The 7,371-nt window shown below is 46.5% G+C and carries 4 protein-coding genes and 1 pseudogene; 4 read left to right on the forward strand and 1 reads right to left on the reverse strand.

Features of this window, described 5'->3' with window-relative positions:
- Positions 1 to 82: 82 nt before the first annotated feature.
- Positions 83 to 1,495: pseudogene (locus QT992_RS24830) on the forward strand (cobaltochelatase subunit CobN); the annotation flags it as partial.
- A 226-nt stretch (positions 1,496 to 1,721) separates the two neighbouring features.
- Here the strand turns inward: QT992_RS24830 and QT992_RS24835 are convergent.
- Positions 1,722 to 2,333, reverse strand: a complete 612-nt coding sequence (locus QT992_RS24835) for a COP23 domain-containing protein (RefSeq protein ID WP_333320751.1) — start codon at positions 2,331 to 2,333, stop codon at positions 1,722 to 1,724.
- Between the two features lie 699 nt (positions 2,334 to 3,032).
- Here QT992_RS24835 and QT992_RS24840 point away from each other — a divergent pair.
- From QT992_RS24840 to QT992_RS24850, 3 genes are all read left to right on the forward strand, one after another.
- Positions 3,033 to 4,718 carry an NAD-binding protein gene (locus QT992_RS24840; RefSeq protein ID WP_333342860.1) on the forward strand — a complete coding sequence of 562 codons (1,686 nt, stop codon included), beginning with the start codon at positions 3,033 to 3,035 and terminating at the stop codon, positions 4,716 to 4,718.
- A 169-nt stretch (positions 4,719 to 4,887) separates the two neighbouring features.
- A complete protein-coding gene (locus tag QT992_RS24845; protein WP_333342861.1) occupies positions 4,888 to 6,681 on the forward strand; it encodes an N-acetylmuramoyl-L-alanine amidase in 1,794 nt (597 codons plus the stop codon).
- Positions 6,682 to 6,762: 81 nt separating this feature from the next.
- Entirely contained in the window at positions 6,763 to 7,158 is a 396-nt protein-coding gene (locus tag QT992_RS24850) for an SH3 domain-containing protein (RefSeq protein ID WP_333322380.1), read from the forward strand.
- The last annotated feature ends 213 nt before the right edge of the window (positions 7,159 to 7,371 follow it).

The raw sequence follows: 7,371 nt of genomic DNA on the forward strand, positions 1-7,371 counted from the left end.
TGTGCCACAAACAAGCACAGGCAAGATGCCTGTTTCACAAACAAGCACAGGCAAGATGCCTGTTTCACAAACAAGCACAGGCAAGATGCCTGTGCCACAAACAAGCACAGGCAAGATGCCTGTGCCACAAACCAGCACAGGCAAGATGCCTGTGCCACAAGAGGGGTTTGATGGGGTTTTTGAGGAGGGCTTGCTAGTTAGGGATTTGTTGTTGCAAACGACGGATGAATTAACTAATCTTTTGCGGGGTTTGAATGGGGAATATATTCTGCCTGCACCCGGTGGGGATTTGTTGCGGGATGGGGCTGGGGTGTTGCCAACTGGTCGGAATATTCACGCTTTAGATCCTTATCGGATGCCTTCTCCGGCGGCTTATGAAAGGGGGCGCGAAATTGCTCGGAAAATTATTGAGAAGCACGTTAAAGAACAGGGTAAATATCCTGAGACTGTGGCGGTGATGTTGTGGGGTTTGGATGCGATTAAGACTCGCGGTGAATCTATTGGAATTCTGCTAGAATTGGTGGGGGCTGCACCTCTAAAAGAAGGTACTGGTCGCATTGTTCGCTATGAATTAAAGCCGTTAGCTGATGTCGGTCATCCCCGGATTGATGTGTTGGGAAATCTTTCGGGTATTTTCCGAGATAGCTTTGTCAATATTATTGAATTGTTGGATGATTTGTTCGTGCGGGCAGCGGATGCTGATGAACCGGAATCGGAGAATTTTATTCGCAAACACGCTTTGATTTTGCAGGCCAAAGGTGTGCAGAATTATTCGGCAAGGTTGTTTTCTAATCCGGCTGGGGATTTTGGTTCTTTGGTTAACGATAGGGTTGTTGATGGTAGTTGGGAATCGGGGGATGAGTTGGGGAAAACTTGGGAAAGTCGCAATGTTTTTAGTTACGGGAGGAAGGATAAGGGGGAAGCGAGGCCGGAGGTTTTGACTCAGTTGTTGCAAGGGTGCGATCGCATAATTCAAGAAATTGATTCTGTTGAATACGGTTTGACTGATATTCAAGAGTATTATGCGAATACTGGCGGCTTGAAGAAAGCCGCAGAAAAGCAGCGCGGCAAAAAAGTCAATACCAGTTTTGTAGAAAGTTTTTCTCAGGATACAACGCCTCGCAATTTAGAAGATTTGCTGCGCTTGGAATATCGAACTAAGTTGCTAAATCCTAAGTGGGCTAACGCGATGGTTAATCAAGGTTCGGGCGGCGCTTATGAAATTTCGCAGCGGATGACGGCGTTAATTGGTTGGGGCGGAACGGCTGATTTTACTGATAGTTGGGTTTACGATCAGGCGGCTGATACTTATGCTTTAGATCAGGCAATGGCGAAGAAGTTGCGGGAGGCAAATCCTGAAGCTTTTCGCAATATTGTCGGCAGAATGTTGGAGGCTAACGGGCGGGGTTTTTGGCTGCCGGATGCGGATAAGTTGCAGCAGTTGCGCGAGTTGTATGAGTTGACTGATGAGAAGATTGAAGGGGTGACAGTGTAGTTTTTTTAGTCTAAATATTTAGGGGCGGGCTAGAAGCCCAACCCCTACTCCCCACAATAGTTTCCAACTTTTTCAGGTGCAAGTTAGGATCGCGAATTAAATAACTTACAATTTTAATTGTTATTGTGGGATGGGCGTCCCGCCCGTCCAAAAAAGACGGGCGGGACGCCCATCTCACTTTCAAGAGTGGAAGTTATTTAATTCTCATTCCTTAGAGGCGCGGCTATTAAATGCCTCGATCGCCCTGCGGTTTTGCTACAGGAACTGACGGTTTATTGTTTGGAGAATTAAAAGCTCGATCGACCATATCTCCAAAGGGAACAAACTGCGGTGCAGCCGATGGAGCTCCGGTTCTGAACACTGCCACGGGGCCGCTGCCGTCTTGGGCAAAATTAATCAATTTCGTTAAAGCATCACCGGGATTTTTAGCATTGCGCTTGTCTAGGGTGAACAGCAGATTTTGAGAGTTGCAGCGCCCCCGTCCGTTGACGTAACAAACTACGGGCAAGTTATTAACAATTCCTGTTGTTAACTGCAAGTTGCTCAATCTTCCGCCATTCTGGGCAACAGCTTTGGTCAATCTATTGGAAACAATTTGGCAGCGCTGCCAAGGTGTATATTCGCGGCCGAACTCGGTAGATTTCCACAGAATCATTGGATCAGTCGTCACATTTCCCCGCCGCGCAATTGTGACAAAATTCCGACCGGAAGTAACGCACTGAAATGTTGTTCTAGTGCTATTCCAAGAGTTGCTGGGATCTGCTTGCACTTGGCTTGGCAAGGCGACAGTACCGGCGAAAACTAAAGCGGATGCTAATAAGGGTGCAGTCAATTTCATAATAACTCCTGCCGCTAAGGCAGCTAAATTTATGTAGGAAGTCATAGTTGTAGGGACAGGGCAGTATCTATTGGTGTCAACTTAAGGTTAAACCGGTAGTCCGTCAGGGAATGAATTCCCTGCCTCAAAGCTAAAGTCCTCTTAAGAGGACTGAGAAAAAGACTGTTAAACTCATTAGTCCTCTTTAGAGGACTTTCGCTATTAGGCCGGGGTTTTAACCCCTGCCGGACTAGGGGTTATACCTTAAGTTGTGACTAAGAGCCAGTGTCCTGTCCCTACCTATTCAAATTCTGCTGGTTGGCTGTCGCACCCGGATATTTTTCAAATATTAAATCAGGTTAGGATCGCGAATTAAATAACTTACAATTTTAATTGTTATTGTGGGATGGGCGTCCCGCCCGTCCTTTTTGGACGGGCGGGACGCCCATCCCACAAAGTTGTGGAAGTTATTTAATTCTCATTCCTTAGTTGCACCTCATATCTGTAGGTACAGGGCACTGCTGTGTCCTTGTTTCAAAACTGGGGAACGCGGCTGTAGAGACACGGCACTGTCCTTTCCTTGTTCCAAAACTTCGAGGCCACTGCGGCACAAGCATCCTAGATAGTGTTTTTAGCTACATTCTTCAAAGCCAGAGCAGTCAACAATGGTAAGTAAAACTACAAAGCACAGCTCCGAAATTGGCTGGCAAATAAATTTTTATGAAACCTCGAATCATTGTTTGCGGGTTGGGCCACACGGGACACAAGATTTTTTGTTTGTTGAGACAGCAAGGAGCGATTGTGGTTGGTATTAGCGATCGCCCAATTCGCGGCGAAACTTCTGATGTGGTTGTCGGTAATTTGCAAGCAGCTTCTACCTTGTTGGCTGCTGGCATTCAAAACGCTCACACTTTAGTAATTGCAGGAGACGATGATGCTGTAAATTTGGCAATTTTGATGCAGGCGAGGATTCTCAATCCTCAGATTCGCATCATCAACAGATTGTTCAATACTAGCTTGGGCGACAGGATTGACCACACTTTGCCCGATCACACTTCCATGAGCGTTTCATCGTTGGCTGCTCCGGTTTTTGCCTTTGCGGCTCTGGGAAGTCAGGCGATCGGACAGTTGCGTTTGTTCGATCGCACTTGGCCGATTCACGAAGAATATATCGATGAAACACATCCTTGGAAAAATCGCAAACTCAGCGATTTGTGGGACGATCGATCGCGAATGTTGATTTATTATCTGCCGGCTGCTAACAAAACTGATTTAGTATCGGCGGTGCTTGCCGATCGGCAGTGTCAGCAGGGCGATCGGCTAATTGTTGCCACTCAGCCGACTATCCACAGCCCCCAAAAAACTTTAACTCAAAAACTGCTCAAAACATTAACTAAGCTGCACAGATTTCAGCAGCACAGCCAAGCAGCCGTAATTGTTGTACTGACGCTGCTGTCAATGATTGCCGTTGCTACTGCTACCTATATTTGTGTTGACAACCATATCTCAATTGTCGATTCTCTTTATTTTTCAGTAGGGATGATTACCGGAGCCGGAGGCTATGAAAAAGTGGCCGAACAAGCTCCTGAAAGCATTAAACTATTTACAGTTGTCATGATGTTAGTTGGAGCCGGCATCATCGGCATTTGCTACGCGCTGCTCAACGATTATGTATTGGGAACTCGCTTTACCGAATATTGGGATGTGGCGCGAGTTCCGCAGCGCCATCATTACATTATTTGCGGGCTCGGAGGAATAGGTATCCAAATTGCTAAAGAACTACACACTAACGGTTACGATATTGTGGCGATCGAGCAAGATCCAAACTGTCGCTTTCTGAGCACGGCTCGCTCAATGAAAATTCCGGTCATTCAGGGAAGTGCCAGTTTTCCCGCAACTCTGGAAGCTGCTAATGTTAAGCAAGCGGCAGCACTTTTGGCGGTAACTAGCAGCGATATGTCTAATGTCGAAATTGCCTTGAGTGCTAAAGGATTGGCACCAAAACTATCAGTTATAGTCCGCAATCAAGACCCACATTTTGCTTTGATGGTGCAGCAAGTTTTTGAGTTTGAAGGAGTTTTGAACCCGACGGAATTGGCTGCTCCTGCTTTCGCGGCGGCGGCGATTGGAGGTCGAATTTTGGGCAACGGAATGACTGCTGATAGTCTATGGGTTTGCTTGGCCACATTGATTACGCCAAACCATCCTTTCTGTGGCCACCGTATTCAAGATGCTGCTATGTCTGCTGATTTTGTGCCTCTTTATGCGGAAACTAATGGTCAAACTATTCACGGCTGGGATTTACTGAATTGTTGTTTGAGTACGGGGGATGTTTTGTATTTGACGATGCCGGCGAATCGGTTGGAGCAACTGTGGAGAACGACCTCGGAATTAATTAAAACTTAATGGTTTGACGCGGAAATTTATGTGGCACCTCGCTCAATTGCAACTACAAACCTGATAAAATGGGCTCTGTCTAGTAAATAAGACTTACGACTAATCCTCTGAAATCCGGTTTCGGAGGGCAAGTTCTAGTATAAATAATCAACAGAGTCTCAATTAGTTGCAATTTAGAATGAGAAAATTTTTAGGATTAGTTGTGTTTGGGATGATGCTGGCGATCGCCTCTGTAGCTGTCGCCGCTCAACCTTTGTTCGTCGCTTATCCTCCCGCCAACCACAAAACTACAGCCGATCGCATCTTTTTTATCGGTACAGCGCCCGCACCGGGACAAGTTTTAGTAAATGGCAACCAAATTTCGCGCACCGCATCCGGGCATTTCGCCCCGACTTTTCCGCTGCAACTCGGCGAAAATGTCTTTACCTTGCGTTACGAAAATCAGGAAGTCAAAATTAAGGTGACGCGCGAGTCTAATCAGCCGGTAGCCCCTGTAGGATTGGCTTTTGCTAAAGATTCTCTAACGCCGAAAGTCGATGTGGCGAGTTTGCCGGGGGAATATATTTGCTTTGGGGCGATCGCACCTGCGAATGCTCAAGTTTCGGTAAAATTGGCGGGAATTACTATTCCTTTAAAAGCGCGATCGCAGGTCGAACTACCCGACAACAAATCTGTATTATTAGGTGAAAACTCCCCGATCAAAAAAGGCGGCAGCCAACAGTATCAAGGCTGCGGTAAAACCCCTGAGAACGCCCTCTCATCTAAGGGAGAAACAGTTGATTTAGGCGTGCCATCGTTTGAGCTAACAATGAACGATCGAACTATCAGCCAACAAGGTACGGGCAAGATTTCTATTCTCTCTCCGGCGGATTTAGAAGTAGCAGAAGTAACGGCCGATCCGGGTGTTGCCCGAACCGGGGCGAGTACAGATTTTTCTCGGATGACACCGCTGCCGAAGGGAACGCGAGCAACAATTATCGGGCGGGAAGGAGAATGGCTCAGACTCGATTACGGTGCTTGGATTAAAGCATCAGAAGTGCAAATTGTCAAGGATGCAGTGCCTCCGCGATCGATTATTCGCAGCGCGCGATCGCGTCAAGTTTCCGGCTGGACAGAGGTGTTATTTCCCTTAGAAACACCCGTCCCAGTCACCGTGCAGGAAGGAGAACGCACTTTCACTTTAACCCTGTACAATACCACCGCTCAAACTGACATTATTCGCCTCGACGATGACCCCGTAATTTCACGTTTGGAATGGCAACAAATCGCGCCGCTGCAAGTACAATACACTTTTAATCTCAAATCTGCCCAGCAGTGGGGTTACAAGTTGAGATACGAGGGCACAACTTTAGTGCTGTCTTTAAAACACCCGCCGGCGAATACAAGCATGATACCTGTATCGCAAGCAAAACCGCTGTCGGGAATTAAGATTCTCATCGATCCGGGACACGGCGGGCCGGAGGATGGAGGTGCTGTGAGTCCAGTGGGAATTAGGGAAAAAACAGTAGCTTTAACAGTGTCGAAATTGGTGCAACAGGAATTGGTAAATCGGGGCGCGAATGTGGTAATGACGCGGGTAGAAGATGTCGATTTGGATTTGCCACCGAGGGTGGAAATGATTCAAAAAGAAGAACCTGCGATCGCAATTTCAATTCACTACAATGCTTTGCCAGATAACGGCGACGCGATTAATACTAAAGGCGTCGGCGCTTTCTGGTTTCACCCGCAAGCGCACAGTTTGGCAATGTTTTTGCACAATTATTTAGTTGCCAAGTTGAACCGTCCGAGTTATGGTGTATTCTGGAACAACTTAGCCATGACTCGTCCTGCCGTTGCTCCATCTGTTTTAATGGAATTGGGATTTATGATCAATCCCGAAGAGTTTGAATGGATTGTGAATCCGACAGAACAGAAGAAGTTAGCCGAGGCGATCGCCCAAGGTGTTACCGAATGGTTTGCCTCTGTCAAATAACAGTTAGTAGTAAGGACTGAAGTTCTTCTCAAAAAAATTATAGTCAGGACTTCAGTTCGGTCAATCCAAGGAAATGAAATAATGCTAATTTTTACTCAATCAAAAGCCTTTTTTATTGCAGCCGTAGTTGCAAGTTTTAGCTTCTCACTTTACAGCTTTCCTGTTTTCGGCAAGCAGCAAAGCCTTGCTCCCGCAAAAGCAGAAGCTTTAAAAAAGCAAACTCAATGCTCGTTTATTACAGGTGAAGGTGGCGCTGTTAACATTCGCAAAGGCCCAGGCAATAAGTACCCGGTTGTAGCTAAATTGAAAAGGGGAGACGGAGTTAGGGCTGTCAGCAGACAAGGTAATTGGGTGAAAATTGCAGCCCGATTTTCGGGTAATCCTCCTAATGAAACTTTGACAATCCTTGACGGTTGGGTGAACAATCAATTTATTAATGGCTGTTCCGAAGACCAATTTGACACCTGGCGGAAATAGGGAATTTCCTAGGGGCGGGTTTTACAGACAATATATGTAGGGGCGGGTTTTACAGACAATATATAACGAGTACAAACAATCTATATAAACCCGCCCCCACACCACAAATAACCTACTGGCGGAAATAGGAAATTTCGTAGGGGCGGGTTTTACAGACAATATATAACGAGTACAAACAATCTATATAAACCCGCCCCCACACCACAAATAACC

The sequence above is a fragment of the Microcoleus sp. T3_D1 genome, from assembly GCF_036700405.1.
GTDB lineage: Bacteria > Cyanobacteriota > Cyanobacteriia > Cyanobacteriales > Microcoleaceae > Microcoleus.

Coding starts and splice junctions, on each gene's coding strand:
- QT992_RS24835 (WP_333320751.1), bottom strand. CDS start 2,333: ATGAAATTGACTGCACCCTTATTAGCATCCGCTTTAGTTTTCGCCGGT.
- QT992_RS24840 (WP_333342860.1), top strand. CDS start 3,033: ATGAAACCTCGAATCATTGTTTGCGGGTTGGGCCACACGGGACACAAG.
- QT992_RS24845 (WP_333342861.1), top strand. CDS start 4,888: ATGAGAAAATTTTTAGGATTAGTTGTGTTTGGGATGATGCTGGCGATC.
- QT992_RS24850 (WP_333322380.1), top strand. CDS start 6,763: ATGCTAATTTTTACTCAATCAAAAGCCTTTTTTATTGCAGCCGTAGTT.